General features: G+C 64.1%; 15 protein-coding genes. 7 read left to right on the forward strand and 8 right to left on the reverse strand.

The window, feature by feature from the left end:
• The first annotated feature begins 91 nt into the window (after nt 1-91).
• The 7 genes from ACLGL5_RS16525 (at nt 92) to ACLGL5_RS16555 (ending at nt 6,073) form a co-directional block, all read left to right on the forward strand.
• The gene (locus ACLGL5_RS16525) at nt 92-826 is read left to right on the forward strand and encodes a GntR family transcriptional regulator (RefSeq protein WP_083246939.1); all 735 of its coding nucleotides are present in this window, start codon (nt 92-94) and stop codon (nt 824-826) included.
• The gene (locus ACLGL5_RS16530) at nt 823-1,311 is read left to right on the forward strand and encodes a DUF3830 family protein (protein ID WP_069091577.1); all 489 of its coding nucleotides are present in this window, start codon (nt 823-825) and stop codon (nt 1,309-1,311) included. Before ACLGL5_RS16525 ends, ACLGL5_RS16530 begins: the two co-directional genes overlap by 4 nt.
• 1 nt (nt 1,312) lies before the next feature.
• The gene (locus ACLGL5_RS16535) at nt 1,313-1,666 is read left to right on the forward strand and encodes a TIGR04076 family protein (protein WP_019856738.1); all 354 of its coding nucleotides are present in this window, start codon (nt 1,313-1,315) and stop codon (nt 1,664-1,666) included.
• Nucleotides 1,663-2,718: an aldo/keto reductase gene (locus ACLGL5_RS16540; protein ID WP_069091578.1), complete on the forward strand. Its 1,056-nt coding sequence runs from the start codon at nt 1,663-1,665 to the stop codon at nt 2,716-2,718. The genes ACLGL5_RS16535 and ACLGL5_RS16540 overlap by 4 nt, the downstream gene beginning before the upstream one ends.
• Entirely contained in the window at nt 2,715-3,146 is a 432-nt protein-coding gene (locus tag ACLGL5_RS16545; protein ID WP_064983328.1) for a hypothetical protein, read from the forward strand. Before ACLGL5_RS16540 ends, ACLGL5_RS16545 begins: the two co-directional genes overlap by 4 nt.
• Before the next feature lie 49 nt (nt 3,147-3,195).
• Nucleotides 3,196-4,455: an ABC transporter substrate-binding protein gene (locus tag ACLGL5_RS16550; protein WP_069091579.1), complete on the forward strand. Its 1,260-nt coding sequence runs from the start codon at nt 3,196-3,198 to the stop codon at nt 4,453-4,455.
• Between the two features lie 214 nt (nt 4,456-4,669).
• Nucleotides 4,670-6,073 carry an FAD-binding oxidoreductase gene (locus tag ACLGL5_RS16555; protein ID WP_069091580.1) on the forward strand — a complete coding sequence of 468 codons (1,404 nt, stop codon included), beginning with the start codon at nt 4,670-4,672 and terminating at the stop codon, nt 6,071-6,073.
• 15 nt (nt 6,074-6,088) lie between these two features.
• Here the strand turns inward: ACLGL5_RS16555 and ACLGL5_RS16560 are convergent, their stop codons facing one another.
• The 8 genes from ACLGL5_RS16560 to ACLGL5_RS16595 form a co-directional block, all read right to left on the reverse strand.
• A complete protein-coding gene (locus ACLGL5_RS16560; RefSeq protein WP_019856743.1) occupies nt 6,089-6,889 on the reverse strand; it encodes an ABC transporter permease in 801 nt (266 codons plus the stop codon).
• Entirely contained in the window at nt 6,886-7,758 is an 873-nt protein-coding gene (locus ACLGL5_RS16565) for an ABC transporter permease (protein ID WP_019856744.1), read from the reverse strand. The genes ACLGL5_RS16560 and ACLGL5_RS16565 overlap by 4 nt, the downstream gene beginning before the upstream one ends.
• A complete protein-coding gene (locus ACLGL5_RS16570; protein WP_069091581.1) occupies nt 7,755-8,858 on the reverse strand; it encodes an ABC transporter ATP-binding protein in 1,104 nt (367 codons plus the stop codon). The genes ACLGL5_RS16565 and ACLGL5_RS16570 overlap by 4 nt, the downstream gene beginning before the upstream one ends.
• Nucleotides 8,859-8,935: 77 nt before the next feature.
• The gene (locus tag ACLGL5_RS16575; protein WP_069091582.1) at nt 8,936-9,961 is read right to left on the reverse strand and encodes an ABC transporter substrate-binding protein; all 1,026 of its coding nucleotides are present in this window, start codon (nt 9,959-9,961) and stop codon (nt 8,936-8,938) included.
• Between the two features lie 51 nt (nt 9,962-10,012).
• Nucleotides 10,013-11,011, reverse strand: coding sequence for an AraD1 family protein (gene araD1 / locus ACLGL5_RS16580; RefSeq protein WP_494372940.1), 999 nt, complete (start codon nt 11,009-11,011; stop codon nt 10,013-10,015).
• A 32-nt stretch (nt 11,012-11,043) separates the two neighbouring features.
• Nucleotides 11,044-11,820 (reverse strand): SDR family NAD(P)-dependent oxidoreductase, encoded by a 777-nt coding sequence (locus ACLGL5_RS16585; protein WP_069091584.1) that lies wholly within the window; start codon nt 11,818-11,820, stop codon nt 11,044-11,046.
• Nucleotides 11,821-11,831: 11 nt separating this feature from the next.
• Entirely contained in the window at nt 11,832-13,559 is a 1,728-nt protein-coding gene (locus ACLGL5_RS16590) for an IlvD/Edd family dehydratase (protein ID WP_069091585.1), read from the reverse strand.
• The gene (locus ACLGL5_RS16595; protein ID WP_083246940.1) at nt 13,556-14,299 is read right to left on the reverse strand and encodes a FadR/GntR family transcriptional regulator; all 744 of its coding nucleotides are present in this window, start codon (nt 14,297-14,299) and stop codon (nt 13,556-13,558) included. The genes ACLGL5_RS16590 and ACLGL5_RS16595 overlap by 4 nt, the downstream gene beginning before the upstream one ends.
• Nucleotides 14,300-14,313: the final 14 nt, after the last annotated feature.

The raw sequence follows: 14,313 nt of genomic DNA on the forward strand, positions 1-14,313 counted from the left end.
TCCTGATTATTGATTTGTGATCACACTTGCTTTGATCACGCTATTCGGCTTTAATTTCATCCGCAAGCCGAAAACGGGGCACAAGCCGGGAATGCAGAAGGCTGCCATCGAGCGAACCAACGAAACAATCGCAGCCCAGCTTACGCCGGTCGGCCGCGAGACCGTGCAGGATCGCGTCTATTCCGAATTGCGCCGCGCCTTGATCGGCGGCCTGTTCGAGCCGAACCAGGTGCTGACCATCCGCGGCCTTGCCGATGCGCTGGTCACCTCGACCATGCCGGTGCGTGAAGCGCTCGGCCGGCTGATCACCGAAAAGGCGCTGGAGGCGCTGCCCAACCGCTCGGTGCGCGTGCCGCCGATCACGCTGGAACGTATCGACGATCTTTTGCGTGCCCGCTCACTCATCGAAGGCGAAGCGATCGCGCTTGCCGCCACGCGCATGAGCCCGCGCCAGATCGCTTCGATTGAAGCCATGCTCGGCGAGTGGGATGAGATGCGGGCGCTGAAGCACAAGAAGGATATCGACCGCGAAGCGACGCTCAACCAGAGCTTCCATTTCGAGATCTACCGCTGCTGCGGCTCGGCCGTGCTGATCCCGATGATCGAAAGCCTTTGGCTGCAATCGGGCCCCTGCATCCGCGTCGCCATCTATGCCTTTTCCGACGCAGGCGAGGTCGACACCGCGCACTATCACCGCCGCATCGTCGCGGCGCTCGCCAAGCAGGATGCGCAAGCGGCGCGCGAGGCGCTGGTGGCCGATATCAGCCGGCCTTTTGCCTTCCTGCGCGACAAGCTTCAATCCGCCGCCGCGAAAGACCAGACATGAACAAGCCGGCCTTCAAGATCACCGAACCGCGCTCGAAGCTTTCCGTGACGGCGCTGCTGCTGCCCGAAAAGGCGCCGGAAAACGCTGCCTTTCTCCAGGCGTACCTCGCCACGCCACGCGTCGTCCCCGGCATCCATGCGATGTGGACGGGACCTGAGATTTCCTGCCCGGTTCCATCAGCTGATCTCGATGGCCAGGCCTACGCCAGGCCTCTACCGGCGGAGAACGCGACGCTGACGCCGCAGCCTGGCGACATCGTGCTGTCCTACGTGCCCCCGCGCATGTGGGGCGGCAACCCCAATGCCATTTTCGACATCGGCCTCTACTACGGGCAGGGCGCGCGGCTTCTGTTCCCGATCGGCTGGCTGGCCGGCAGCGTGGTGGCGCAGGTACGCGCTGAAGAGCGCGACCAATTCGCCGCCTCATGTGGCGTCATTCGCCGCAACGGCGCCTGCGACGTCACCTTCAGCCTGGTGGAGGCCTGACATGGCCGACGACAGTTTCGAGCTCTTCGACCTTCGCGTCGAGGCGGTCATCCCCGAGGGCAAGCCGATCTATTGCGGCGCCAAGGCAGGCGATTATTTCGAACTCAAGGGCGAGATGCTGTGCCTGCCGGCGGGGCAGGGCTTTTCGATCTATTCGCTCGCCGCCGTGTTGCCGCTACTGGCGGCAAAGCAGCGTCCGACCGACGCCAATGACTGGATGACCTCGGACGCCGAGATCGCCTGTCCCGATCCCAATTGCGCCAGCCGGCTCAGGATCGTCAGGACCGGCAAACGGCGGTTCAGCCATGCGCAGACCACGGCCGTGCCGCTGCCGAAGGAGAATGACAAGGGATGACTGCCAAGACTTTCGAACTCGGCCCCGGCTACACCATCTCGCGCGTCATTCGCGGCGGCTGGCAGCTTGCCGGCGGCCATGGCGCCATCGACCGCAGCCAAGCGGTGACCGATCTGATCGCCACTTTCGATGCCGGCATCTGGACCTATGATTGCGCCGACATCTACACCGGCGTCGAGGAACTGATCGGCGCCGCGCGCCTGCGGCTGGCTAGCGAGCGCGGCCTCGACGTTGCCGCAAGAATGAAGGTGCACACAAAGCTGGTGCCCGACCTTGAACGGCTGGCCACGATCAGCCGCGACTATATCAGGGGCATCGTCGAGCAGTCGCTGCGCAGGCTGAAGACCGAGCGGCTCGATCTCGTGCAGTTCCACTGGTGGGACTATGACCAGCCTCGCTATGTCGAGGCGATGGGCTGGCTCGACGAGCTTCGGCGCGAGGGCAAGGTGCGCAATCTCGGCACCACCAATTTCGACACGCCGCGGCTGGCCGAAATCCTCGCCGCCGGCATTCCGCTGGTCAGCCAGCAACTGCAATATTCAGTGCTCGATCAGCGGCCGGCACACAGCCTCGCCGAGCTTGCCGCGAAAAATGGCGTCAGCTTCCTCTGCTATGGTTCGGTGGCCGGCGGCTTCCTCAGCGACAAATGGCTTGGGGTCGCCGAACCCACCACGCCGCTCGAAAACCGCTCGCTGGTCAAATACAAGCTGATCATCGATGATTTCGGCGGCTGGGACCTGTTCCAGCAATTGCTCCAGGCATTGAAGGCCGTTGGCGACCGCCACGGCGTCGACATCGCCACCATCGCCAGCGCCTGGGTGCTGGAACAGCCGCGAGTCGCCGCCGTCATCGTCGGCGCCCGTAACCAGGCGCATGCGCTCGCCAATGCTGGCATTATGGATGTCGCGCTCGACGCCGATGACCGGGCGAAAATAGCGGCTGTGATCGCGCAAAGCCAAGGTCCCCTCGGCGACGTCTACACGCTGGAGCGCGACCGTCACGGCCGCCACGGCTCGATCATGCACTACAATTTGAACGCAGGCCGCACATGAGCGCCAGCAACCCGACGCTGTTTTCGCAGGCCAGCGCCGAGGTTATCGGCCTGCATCGCTTCTTCGTCGACTGGTTCGTCGCCGCGCGAGCCGACACGGTGGACTTCACGCGCTTCGAAGGCGTCATGGGCGAAGGCTTGACCATGATCGCACCGAGCGGCCAGATCCTCGGCCGTGACGCTGTGATTGATCATGTCCGCTCAAGCCGCGCCACATGCGACGACGGGTTTGCCATTTCGATCGAGGATATCAGGCCCGGTTGGCAAACCGAGGACTCCATCGTCGTCCTTTACGTCGAGGCGCAGTTGCGCGGCGGCAAGCACAGCCGCCGTCAGTCGAGCGCTGTCTTCACCATCAGTTCATCGGCGCCCAACGGCGTCGAATGGCGACACCTGCATGAAACCTGGCTGCAGGTGCCGGAACGCTGAACAGGCTCCAGAGATCAAATTAGTGTCGAGTAACGAAAGGGGAACAACAATGAGAAAGACGATACTCCACCTCACCACCGCGCTTGCTCTCGTCACGCTGGCGGGCGCCGCGCAGGCCGCCGACTGCAAGATCACCGTCGGCCTCGTCATGGAACTGACAGGTCCGGCCGGCGAATATGGCCAGGCCGGCGCCAAGTCGGTCGAAATGGCTTTTCGCGACATCAACGAGGCCGGCGGCGTGCGCGGCTGCGATCTGGTGACCGATACGCGCGACAGCCAGAGCCAGGGCAACATCGCCGTCGACGCCGCGACCCAGCTGGTGCAGGTCAAGAAGGTGCCGGTCATCATCGGCGGCATCATCTCGTCGGTGTCGATCCCGATCCTGACCTCTGTCACGGCACCTGCCAAGATCGTCCAGGTATCGCCGGCATCCTCTTCGCCGACGCTGACCGCGCTCGGCCGCGACGGCAAGACCAACGGCATCTTCTTCCGCACCATCACGTCCGATGCGCTGCAAGGTGTGGCCGCCGCCAAATACGCCATCGACAAGGGCTTCAAGAAGCTGTCGATCATCCACGTCAACAACGATTTCGGCGTCAACATGGTGGCCGAATTCTCGCGCGCCTACAAAGCGCTCGGCGGCACCATCGTCTCCGACACGCCTTACAACGAGAAGCAGTCGAGCTATGCCTCGGAAGTCACGGCGGCGATGGCCGGCGAGCCGGACGGCCTCTATCTGGTCAGCACGCCGGTCGACGGCGCGACCGTTGCCCGCACCTGGATTTCGCAAGGCGGCGTGCAGAAATTCCTGCTCAATGACGGCATGAACAGTCCTGACTTCATCGAGTCCGTCGGCGCCGACTATCTGAAGGACGCCTACGGCACGTCGTCGGGAACCAGCCCGACCGCATCGACCGAGTACTTCACCAAGAACTACAAGGCATTCTCCGGCATCGAACCCTCCAACCCGGCAGCCGATCGTTCCTATGATGCCGGCGCCATCGTCGGGCTGGCCATCGCCATTGCCGGCTCCGAGGATCCGGCCAAGATCAGGGATGCCATGTACAAGGCAGTCGATCCGGCAGGCACGCCGATCTTCGCCGGTAAGGAGGAGTTCGCCAAGGCGCTCGGCCTGATTAAGGACGGCAAGCCGATCCGCTACGAAGGCGTCATCGGTCCGGTGGCCTTCGATAAATTCGGCGACATCACCGGCCCGTTCCGGCTGTGGAAGATCATCGATGGCAAGGTGACCACCGATGGCGAAATGACTACCGATGACGTCAACGCGCTACAGGCCAAGCTTCAGTAAGCAGACACAATTGCCGCCGGCATCAATCGCGTCTTACCGTGATTGATGCCGGTGTCGCTCAGGGCAGCCGATATCGCTTGCACGACAGGCGATCCCGAATAGGATCGGCCGGCTGCAATTGAAGGATGGCGAGCGTGGCGGACGGAAATACTCATCGGCCCATGCGGTCGCGGGACGCAGACGACGCGCTTCGCCACGCCGGCGCCTGAGCCCTATGTCGCCTGAAACGCAACGGCTTCTCTCCGCCCTTGGCGATCGGCTGGGCGTGGGCGGCGTGCTTGCAGGCTCCGATGTCGACCAGCGCTATCGCGACGATCCCGACGGCAAGCTTGGCGCGCTGCCCGAAGTGGTGCTGCGTCCGCGCGATACTATCGGTGTCGCGGCGGCGCTCGCTGGCTGCAACGCTCTTGGCCAGCCGGTCGTCGTCCAGGGCGGACGCACCGGGCTGGCCGGTGGCACACGCGTCCAGCCCGGGGAGATCGTGCTGTCGCTGGAGCGCATGAGCGGCCTCGCCGCGCCGGACACTCAAGCCTCCAGTATCGTCGCCGAAGCCGGCGCGACGCTGCAAGCGGTGCAGGAGGCGGCCGACGGTGCCGGGCTGATGTTCGGCGTCGATATCGGCGCGCGCGGCTCGGCCACGGTCGGCGGCAACATCGCCACCAATGCCGGCGGCATCCGCGTGCTGCGTTATGGCATGTACCGCGCGCAGGTGCTGGGGCTGGAGGCTGTGCTGGCCGATGGCAGCGTGCTGTCCTCGCTCAAGGGCCTGCCCAAGGACAATTCCGGCTACGACCTCGGCCAGCTCTTCATCGGCGCGGAAGGGACGCTCGGCGTCGTCACCCGCGCCGCGCTCCGGCTGCATCCGAAGCCGGCCTCCGAGGTGAACGCCTTCTGCGCGCTCGCTTCGCTCGATGCGGCGATCGCCCTGCTCGGGCTGCTGCGGCAAAAGCTCGGGCCATTGTTATCCGCCTATGAGGTCAACTTCGCGCCGCTCTATGACGTCATGGCTGCCAGCATGGCCATGCCGGCGCCATTGCCGGCGGGCTCGCCCGTCTATGTGCTGGCCGAAATCCAGGGCAGCGAGCCCGAGCGCGACGGCGAGCGCTTCGCCGAAGTTCTCATGCAAGCGGTCGAGGACGGCGTGGTCGACGATGTCGTCGTCTCGCAGTCGCCGCGTGAATTCCGGGCACTCTGGGACGTGCGGGAGGACGCCAATCGCGTCCTGTTTTCGATGAAAGGCCTGATCGGCGTCGACATCAGCATTCCGCTGGCACGGATGGGGGCGTTCCTGCAAGAAGCGGAGACCGCGATCCGCGCCTTTGACCCCGACGCCGACATCTATGTCTTCGGCCATCTCGGCGATGGCAATCTGCACTACCAGGTGCGCACTGTGGATCCGGCGGCGGCCTACGGCATCGTCTATAGCGGCGTGGCGGTGGCGGGCGGCGGCGTTTCGGCCGAGCATGGCATCGGTCTCGACAAGAAGCAGTGGTTGCATCTGGTGCGCAGCGACGCCGAGATCGCCACGATGCGGCGGCTGAAGACGGCGCTCGACCCGAAGAACATCCTCAATCGGGGGCGTGTCTTCGACCTCGATCCAGCTGCCTTCGCACGATGACGGGTGTTCGATAATTCAGCTCCGCTCCGTCGCCATCTGCCTGGGGATCAGGAAACGGGCGGCGAGCACGCAGAGCAGCACGGTGAACATCAGGATCAAGGCGACCAGCGCATTGATGTCGGGCGAGAAGCCAAGCCGCATCATCGCCCACAGCCTGACCGGCAGGGTGCTTTGCGTGCCGGTGACCAGGATGGTGATCATCGTCTCGTCGAACGACAGCGCGAAGGCCAGGATTGCGCCGCCGACCATGGCGCTCGACAAATTCGGCAGGATGATGCGCCAGAAGGTCTGCCAGCCGGTGGCGCCGAGATCGTAGGACGCTTCGACCAGTGTACGGCTCATCGACTGCAGCCGCATCAGCACGGTGCGATAGACGATCGCCAGCACGAAGACCGTATGGCCGATGACGACCGTCAGCAGAGAACGTTCGAGGCCGATCTCGCGGAAGAAGATCAGCAGCGCGAGGCCGCTGATGATCGGCGGCATCAGGAACGGCAGGAAGATGATGAACTGCAGGATCGAGCGCCCCGAGCGGCGCCCGTGATAATAGAGCGCCAGCAGCGTGCCGCTGACCACCGAGAGCACGACGGTGCACAGGCCGACGATCAGCGTGGTGCGCAAGGCTGCCAGGATGTCGTGGTTTTCGGCCAGGGCTCGGTAGGTCGAGAGGGTTGGTGACGACCAGTCGACATCGCCATGCGAGATGGTGAAGAACGACGACACGATCGGCACGAACAGTGGGCTGTAGAGCAGCACCGCGACCAGCGTTGTGATCACGGCCAGGAAGATGGTGGAGGGTCGGGGCAGGGCGTTCATACCGACGTCCCCCGGCTGCGCCCGAACCGTTCGCCGATGAGGATGGCGCAGATCACCACGATCGCCAGCGCCACCGACAGTGCCGCGCCGAATGGCCAATTATAGGCCGTGCCGAACTGGCTGTAGAGGATGCGGCCGAAGGTGAAGCCGCTGATCCCGCCGACCATCTGCGGCGTCAGGAAATCGCCGATCGCCAGCACGAAGACGAAGCTCGCCGCCGAGGCGACGCCGGGCAGGCTGAGCGGCAAGGTGATGCGCAGGAACGTCTGCAAGCCGCTCGCGCCAAGATCGTCGGAGGCACGCAGCAAGGTCTGCGGTATCCGCTCCAGCGACAGGAAGATCGGCAGGATCGCGAAGGGGATCAAAAGCAGGCTCAGCGTCAACAGGATGGCGTTCATGTTGAACACGAAAAGCGTCGACGGCTGCTGCAGGATGCCAATCGCCACCAGCGCCTTGTTGAGGAAGCCGTTGAGGCCGAGGATGCTGCGGATCGCGTAGATCTTGATGACGTAGCTCATCAGCAGCGGCACCAGAAGCAGCATCAGCAAGGCATAGCGCCACCGCCCTCTCAGCGTCGTCAGGAAATAGGCAGCGGGATAGGCAAGCAGGATGCAGATGACGGCGACCGACACGCACAGCACGATGGTGTTCCAAAACACCGGCAGGAAGATGGGATCGGTGAAGAACCGGACATAGTTGCCGAGCGTCGGCGCGTAGACGATCGTACCCTGGTCGACGCTGAAGAAACTGTAGACCAGGAAGATCGCCAGCGGCACCAGGACGAAGATCACCGGCAGGGCGAAAGCCAGCACGGTCACCAGCAGCGACAAACGCCTTTCCGCGGGCTGTGTCGTGACGCCCGCGCTCATGCCAGCACCAGATGGCCTTCATGCGGCGCAAACGAAAGCGAAACCGTCTCGCCGGATCTCAGCGCGCTGCCGTCGATCCGGCTTGGGGTTCGCAGCCGCAGCCGCTGCGCGGCAATGTCCGCACCCGCCGTGATCGTGGCGACGGTCGACGAGCCGGCAAAGGCCAGATCGGCGATGGTGCCGGAAAAGCGGTTGTCGCCGTCTGTGGAGTCCGCGAGATGCAAGGCCTCGGGCCGGAACGCCGCGAAGGCGCTCGCGCCGTCTGGCGCGGCCTTCAAATGCGGCTGGTCGCTGATCGAACAGATCAGTCGCCCAAGTGCGGTCTCGATCGGCCGCTGCTCGCCCTGGACGGGGCCGAGCTTTCCGGCCACCAGATTGTTCTCGCCGAAGAAGCGCGCCACGAACTCGCAATTCGGCTTGTAGTAAAGCTCGTGCGGCGTGCCGAGCTGGCGGATATGACCGGCCTGCATGACGCAGATCCGGTCGGCCATGCCGATCGCTTCTTCCTGGTCATGGGTGACGAAAAGGAAGGTGGTCTTGATCTCGCGCTGGATGGATTTCAGGAACTCCTGCATCTGCCGGCGTAGTTCGAGGTCGAGCGCGGCGAGCGGCTCGTCAAGCAGGATCAGGCGCGGCTGGCAGATCAGCGCTCGGGCGAGCGCGACGCGCTGGCGCTGGCCGCCGGAAAGCTGTGCCGGAAAGCGGTCGGCGAAGCGCCCGAGTTGCACCAGCTCCAGGGCTTCCGCGACACGGCGCGCAATCTCCTTGCGCTGGACATGGCGCACCGAGAGACCATAGCCCACATTGCCGGAAACGGTCATATGCGGAAACAGCGCATAGTCCTGGAACACGGTGTTGAACGGCCGCTTGTTGATCGGCATGCGGCTGATGTCCTGGCCGTCGAGGCGGATCTCGCCCGCGGTCAGTGGCTCCAGCCCGCCGATCAGCCGCAAGACCGTGGTTTTGCCCGAGCCCGACGGTCCAAGAACGGTCAGGAACTCGCCGTCCCGGATAGACAGGTCGATGTCGTGCAGCACGGGAACCGTGCCGTAGGATTTCGAGACGGACCGCAGCGTCAGCAGGTCGGCGTTCTGGCTCATAGACTATTCTCGCATACGCTGCGGCGGTCCGGAACGTCCGGACCGCCGGGTCCTTCTAGGTCGGGCTGCGGAAAGGATCAGGGCGTCGCCTTGATCTCGTTCCACATGTCCGACCGCTTCAGCGGGTCCTCGACATTGTTCAGCCAGACCAGCTTGTCGTTGCTGCCGGCACTGCTCGACTCGACCACGGTGTTGCCGAAGCCGGTACGCTCGGAAAGCTCGCCGCTGACCTTCTTCGTCAGCATGAAGTCGATCCATTTCTCGGCCGCCGCATTGTCGCGCACGCCCTTGGAGATCACCCAATTGTCGAGCCAGGCCAGAGCGCCTTCACTCGGATTGACGTAGGCGACATGGGCGCCGATCTTCTGCAGCGCCTTGACCTGCTGCTGGCCATAATTGGCCCAGATCAGGGCAACGTCATTGTTCTGGTAGATCTGCTGCGCCTCGTCGGCGGTGGTGTAGAAACTCAGCACATTGCGCTTGAGCTCAACCAGCTTGGCCTTGACCGCCGCCATCTGCTCCGCGTCGAGATTGAACGGATCCTTGTAGCCAAGCGTCAGAGCGGTGAACGAGAAATTGTGCTCGCCATTGTCGTAGGCCAGGACCTTGCCCTTGTAGGCCGGATCCCACAGCACCGACATCGAGGTCGGCGCCGGCTTGACCTTGTCCGTGTCGTAGATCAGCCCGATGGAATCGAAGCAGAACGGAATGCCGTAGACCTTGCCGTCCTTGGTGTCGCCGCTGACCTGCGATAGATCGCGGAAGCGCGGCAGCACCTCCTTCTGGTTCGACAGCTTGGTGATGTCGATCGGCGACACCAGATCGGCCTTGATGTAGCGCTGCAGCTGGGCGGTGTTGACGGCGAAGACATCGAAATCCTGGCCTTCGCTGCCCTTGATCTTGGCCCAGATCTCGTCATCGCTGCCGATGAAGACGACATCGACGCCGATGCCGGTTGCCGCGGTGAAATCCTTCACCCAATCCGGGTCGGCATAGCCGTCCCAGGCCAGTACTCGAAGGTTCGCGGCCAAGGCCGCCGATGTCATCAGGCCGATGCCGAGCCCGATTGTCGCTAGTTTTAGAAACGCTTTCTTCAGTCCCATTTTTAATCTCCCATTGTCGTTCTGGTGGACCGTGATTTCGGACCTCTGCCGTCACAGCTGGGTGACGGTGACCAGTCCCTCGTCCGGCACCGACACCATCCGGTTGCGCAGTGGCTTGCCGAATGCCTGTGCCTGGATTTCATACTCGTCGCCGGAAGCCGTCTTGATGCCGGAGGCGTAGCTCATCACCGCCGCGCCGAAGAAATAGGCGTGCAGATCGCCCGCCCGTCGGTGCATCGGGTAGCGGAAATGGAAATGTTCGAGATTGGCGATCGAGTGTGACATGTGCGCTTCGCCCGACAGGAACTCCTGCTCCCAGATGACAGTGCCGTCGCGCAGGATGCGGGAATGGCCCCGAACTTCTTCGGGCAGGTCGCCGATCAGCAGCTCGGGTCCGATCGAACAGGAGCGCAGCTTGGAATGGGCGAGGTAGAGGTAGTTCTCGCCCTCCGTCACATGGTCGGAATATTCGTTTCCGAGCGCATAGCCGATGCGATAGGGATGGCCGTCCGGGCCGTTGAGATAAAGCCCGACGATCTCGGCTTCCTCTGCCCCGGCTTTCGCGAATGCCGGCATCGGCAGCTCAGCACCTGGCGGCACAACGCAGGTGCCGACGCCTTTGAAGAACCACTCGGGCTGGATGCCGATCTTGCCAGCGCCAGGCTTGCCGCCCTCCAGCCCCATACGGAAGATCTTCAAGGAATTGGATTCCTCGGCACCGTCGCCATGGGTCAGAACATGCATCTGGTTGCGCGCGGCGGCACTTCCGGTATGGGTCAGGCCGGTTCCGGTAACCAGGAAGCGCGCCGGTTCAGGATGATCGACGGGAGCCAGCACGCGGCCATCGCGCAACAGCTCGTTGTAGTCGACCGTCGTGGTGCCCGTGCGCTTCTCGACCAGCGACGCGATGGACATGTCCTCGGCGATCGCCGCTTCGGCGAGCTCCAGCACGCTGCCAGTCTTGTCGAGCGGGTGCAGGCGATTGCCGTCTTCGGAGACGCGGCCGACCCGCCTGCTGCCATCCGGCATTCTGTACTGAACAAGACGCATGAAATACCCTTCTTCCCTTGGAGCCGTATCGGTCACACCCAGCCCGCATCGACGATGAACTGCTGGCTCGTGCACATGCGGCTGTCGTCGGCGGCGAGGAACAGCGCCATGCGCGCGATGTCGGCGGGCTGCAGCCGGTCGGGCAGGCACTGCCTTTCCGCGATCTGGCGTTCACCGGCCGGATTGAGCCACAGCCGCATCTGGCGCTCGGTCATCACCCAGCCCGGCACCATGCAGTTGACTCGGATGCGCTCGGGGCCGAGTTCGCGGGCCAGCGCCCGCGTCATTCCGTAGACAGCGGCTTTCGCGGTGACATAGGCCGGACAGTCGGGATCGCCGACCATCCAGGTGATGGAGCCGAAATTGATGATCGAGCCACCACCCTGCGCGCTCATCTGCGGTCGCACCGCCTGCGCGGCGAAGAACTGGTGGCGCAGATTGACCGCCATGCGGTCGTCCCAGTAGGCGACCGTCACGTCCTTGGTCTGATGGCGGTCATCGTTGCCGGCATTGTTGCACAGCACCTGGATCGGGCCATTGTGCTGCATTGCCTGCGCGGTTGCCGCCTGCAGCTGCTCGACATCGCGCAGATCGCACGGAATATACAGCGGCGCTGGGTGTCCTTCGGCCGCGATCGCCTCGACCAGATGCCTGGAAGGCTCTTCCGCCAGATCGACGAAGGCGACGCGGCTGCCTTGCGCGCAGAAATGGCGCACCAGGCTTTCGCCGATGCCGCTGCCGCCGCCGGTTATGAAGACGCTGCGGCCCTTGAGGCTCGGGTAGATGGCGTAGCCGATTTCATCCGTCATCGCGCGCCTCTCTAATGGGAATGCCGGGGGATGCCGGCATCGCGCCGGCCGACGAGAAAGTCGAAATCGCAGCCCTTGTCGGCCTGCAGCACGCGTTCGACATAGAGGCTCTGATAGCCGCCTTCAGGCGGCGCCGGCGGCTTCCAGTCGCGGCGGCGGATCGCCAGCTCCTCGTCCGATACCAGCAGTTCCAACCGGCGGCCGGCGACATCGAGCTCGATGAGATCGCCGTCGCGTACCAAGGCCAGCGCGCCACCGGCCGCGGCCTCCGGCGCGACATGCAGCACCACCGTACCATAGGCCGTGCCGCTCATGCGTGCATCCGAGATGCGCACCATGTCGGAGACGCCCTGCTTGAGCAGCTTCGCCGGCAGAGGCATGTTGCCGACCTCGGCCATGCCGGGGTAGCCGCGTGGCCCGCAATTCTTCAACACCATCACCGAGGAGGCGTCGATATCCAGCTCCGGATCGTCGATGCGGGCGTAGTAATGCTCGATGTTCTCGAACACGACCGCCTTGCCGCGATGCTGCATCAGTTCGGGCGTTGCCGCCGACGGCTTGATGACCGCGCCATTGGGCGCCAGATTGCCGCGCAGGATCGAGATGCCGCCTTGGTCGGTCAACGGTTCGCTCAGCGGCCTGATGACCTCGCGGTTGTAGTTGGGCGCGCCGTCGATCAACTCGCCGATCGTCTTGTCGCTGACGGTCATGACGTCGCGATGAAGAAGCCCCACTTCATCAAGCGACGCCATGACCGCAGCCAGCCCCCCGGCATAGTAGAAATCTTCCATCAGGAACCGGCCCGACGGCATCAGGTCGACAATGGTTGGAACGTCGCGGCCAAGGCGGTCCCAGTCTTCGAGGCTGAGATCGACACCGACCCGGTTCGCGATGGCGATCAGATGCAGCACCGCATTGGTCGAGCCGCCGATCGCGCCATTGACGCGAATGGCGTTCTCGAACGCTTGCCTTGTAAGAATGTCCGAAATTTTCACGTCCCTGCGGACTAGGTCGACGATCTGGCGTCCGGCCAGCTGGGCGAGCACGCCACGGCGCGAATCCACGGCCGGGATCGCGGCGTTGTCCGGCATGCCGATGCCGAGCGCTTCAACCATGCTGGCCATGGTCGAAGCCGTGCCCATGGTCATGCAACTGCCGGCCGACCGGCTCTGGCCCTGTTCCGCGGCGAGGAAGTCGGCGACCGGCATGCGGCCGGCCTTCACTTCCTCTGCGAATTTCCAGACATGCGTACCCGAGCCGATATCCTGCCCCCGGAACTTGCCGTTGAGCATTGGCCCGCCGGAAACGGTGATGGTCGGTAAATTGCAAGAGGCGGCCCCCATCAAGAGCGCTGGCGTGGTCTTGTCGCAGCCCACCAGCAGGATGACGCCGTCGATGGGGTTACCGCGGATGGATTCCTCGACATCCATGCTGACCAGATTGCGAAACAGCATGGCAGTGGGGCGCATGTTGCTCTCGCCGAGCGACATGACAGGGAATTCGAGCGGCAGGCCGCCGGCCTCGTAGACGCCGCGCTTGACGTGATCGGCCAGCGCCCGCAGATGCGCATTGCACGGCGTCAGCTCCGACCAGGTGTTGCAGATGCCGATCACCGGGCGGCCGTCGAAAGCATCGGCCGGGATGCCCTGGTTCTTCATCCAGCTGCGGTGCATGAAGGCGTTCTTGCCTTCACCGCCGAACCAGCCTTCGGACCGCAGTTTGCGTTTGGTGTCGGTCACGATTGCTGGCCTCGATCCTTGCGGCGTCTGTTGCGGTTCTCGACGCTGCGGCGCACGTCATCCTCGGCATTGTCGATGAGAACCAGCAGTGCCTTTTGCGCGCCGGCGGCGTCACCGGCGGCGATCTTCTCGGCCACCTCGCGATGCAGCGGCAAGGAATGGCGCTGGCCTTCCGGATTGTCGTTGGAGAGGCGAAAGCTCATCACCAGTGCGGTTTCGACGAGTGCCGCCAGCGAGCCGATCAGCTCGTTGCCGGTCATGCGCAGGATGGTCTGGTGGAACACCAGATCGGGCTTGGCGAAGCGGTCGCCATCGTCGCTCACCGCTTCCATCTCGGCCAGTGCCGCATGGATCTCGGCGATCTGGGCAGGCGTGGCGCGCTGGGCCGCAAGTGCTGCCGACATTGGCTCGATGGCACGGCGCAGCTCGAACAGCGCCCGCACATCGTCGGCGCTGACACCGCCGGCGTAGCGCCATGACAGGACGTCCGGATCAAGGAAATTCCAGTCGGCGCGTGGGCGCACCCGTGTGCCGGTCTTCGGCCGCGATTCGACCAGCCCCTTGCCGGCCAGCACCTTGATCGCCTCGCGCAGCACCGTGCGGCTGACCCCCAGCATCTCGCTGGAATCGTCGGCATTGGGCAGCGCCTCGCCGGGCAGGAAGTCGCCCTGCACGATGCGCAGGCCGATCTGCTCGACAACGGTCGCGTGCAGTGCGGTGGAGCCGCTGGAAACCGCCACGGCAACCCGCGACG

Source organism: Mesorhizobium sp. U510, from assembly GCF_059180695.1.

What these genes read in the sequence shown, in the direction of transcription:
- ACLGL5_RS16530 (WP_069091577.1), top strand. Translation starts at nt 823, where the DNA reads ATGAACAAGCCGGCCTTCAAGATCACCGAACCGCGCTCGAAGCTTTCC.
- ACLGL5_RS16545 (WP_064983328.1), top strand. Translation starts at nt 2,715, where the DNA reads ATGAGCGCCAGCAACCCGACGCTGTTTTCGCAGGCCAGCGCCGAGGTT.
- ACLGL5_RS16535 (WP_019856738.1), top strand. Translation starts at nt 1,313, where the DNA reads ATGGCCGACGACAGTTTCGAGCTCTTCGACCTTCGCGTCGAGGCGGTC.
- araD1 (WP_494372940.1), bottom strand. Translation starts at nt 11,011, where the DNA reads ATGCGTCTTGTTCAGTACAGAATGCCGGATGGCAGCAGGCGGGTCGGC.
- ACLGL5_RS16585 (WP_069091584.1), bottom strand. Translation starts at nt 11,820, where the DNA reads ATGACGGATGAAATCGGCTACGCCATCTACCCGAGCCTCAAGGGCCGC.
- ACLGL5_RS16575 (WP_069091582.1), bottom strand. Translation starts at nt 9,961, where the DNA reads ATGGGACTGAAGAAAGCGTTTCTAAAACTAGCGACAATCGGGCTCGGC.
- ACLGL5_RS16555 (WP_069091580.1), top strand. Translation starts at nt 4,670, where the DNA reads ATGTCGCCTGAAACGCAACGGCTTCTCTCCGCCCTTGGCGATCGGCTG.
- ACLGL5_RS16550 (WP_069091579.1), top strand. Translation starts at nt 3,196, where the DNA reads ATGAGAAAGACGATACTCCACCTCACCACCGCGCTTGCTCTCGTCACG.
- ACLGL5_RS16565 (WP_019856744.1), bottom strand. Translation starts at nt 7,758, where the DNA reads ATGAGCGCGGGCGTCACGACACAGCCCGCGGAAAGGCGTTTGTCGCTG.
- ACLGL5_RS16525 (WP_083246939.1), top strand. Translation starts at nt 92, where the DNA reads ATGCAGAAGGCTGCCATCGAGCGAACCAACGAAACAATCGCAGCCCAG.
- ACLGL5_RS16540 (WP_069091578.1), top strand. Translation starts at nt 1,663, where the DNA reads ATGACTGCCAAGACTTTCGAACTCGGCCCCGGCTACACCATCTCGCGC.
- ACLGL5_RS16560 (WP_019856743.1), bottom strand. Translation starts at nt 6,889, where the DNA reads ATGAACGCCCTGCCCCGACCCTCCACCATCTTCCTGGCCGTGATCACA.
- ACLGL5_RS16570 (WP_069091581.1), bottom strand. Translation starts at nt 8,858, where the DNA reads ATGAGCCAGAACGCCGACCTGCTGACGCTGCGGTCCGTCTCGAAATCC.